This is a genomic window from Vibrio ouci (assembly GCF_004551525.1).
Taxonomy (GTDB): Bacteria; Pseudomonadota; Gammaproteobacteria; order Enterobacterales; family Vibrionaceae; genus Vibrio; species Vibrio ouci.
Genome location: NZ_SATR01000306.1, coordinates 1 through 589, shown reverse-complemented (window position 1 = coordinate 589; position 589 = coordinate 1). Strand labels below are relative to the sequence as shown.

Here is a 589-nt window from a genome sequence, read left to right as displayed (position 1 = left end):
GTTGTCTGCATTTTTATACATGTGCAGACTCGATTTTGCCGGACTCAATTTTGAATAGTCACTTAAAGTGACATTCCCAAGAACACTTGAATGTGTTTTTTGGTGTTTGTCATAAAGACAAACATTGAGAACTTTACAATCAACAATAAATTGTTGATTTGTCAGCTTTCCAAATTGTTAAAGAGCTAATCACTTCCGAAGAAGTAACCATTTTTAAAAGCACTTAAGAAAGTACACTTAAAGATGGTATCCCGTAGGGGAGTCGAACCCCTGTTACCGCCGTGAAAGGGCGGTGTCCTAGGCCTCTAGACGAACGGGACACTAGATTCTTACTAAGTAAGAATTGGTGGAGCTAATCGGGATCGAACCGATGACCTCTTCGCTGCCAGCGAAGCGCTCTCCCAGCTGAGCTATAGCCCCTCAAAGCTCTAATAAAGACATATCAATCTGTGTGGACACTCATCGTGAGTAATCATCGTATAAGGAGGTGATCCAGCCCCAGGTTCCCCTAGGGCTACCTTGTTACGACTTCACCCCAGTCATGAACCACAAAGTGGTAAGCGTTCTCCCGAAGGTTAAACTACCTACT

At 43.5% G+C, this 589-nt stretch carries 2 tRNA genes and 1 rRNA gene; all 3 read right to left on the bottom strand.

The window, feature by feature from the left end:
* Window positions 1-244: 244 nt before the first annotated feature.
* Window positions 245-320, bottom strand: a tRNA-Glu gene (locus ELS82_RS25780).
* Between the two features lie 24 nt (window positions 321-344).
* Window positions 345-420 (bottom strand) — tRNA-Ala (locus tag ELS82_RS25775).
* Between the two features lie 60 nt (window positions 421-480).
* Window positions 481-589, bottom strand: a 16S ribosomal RNA gene (locus ELS82_RS25770); the annotation flags it as partial.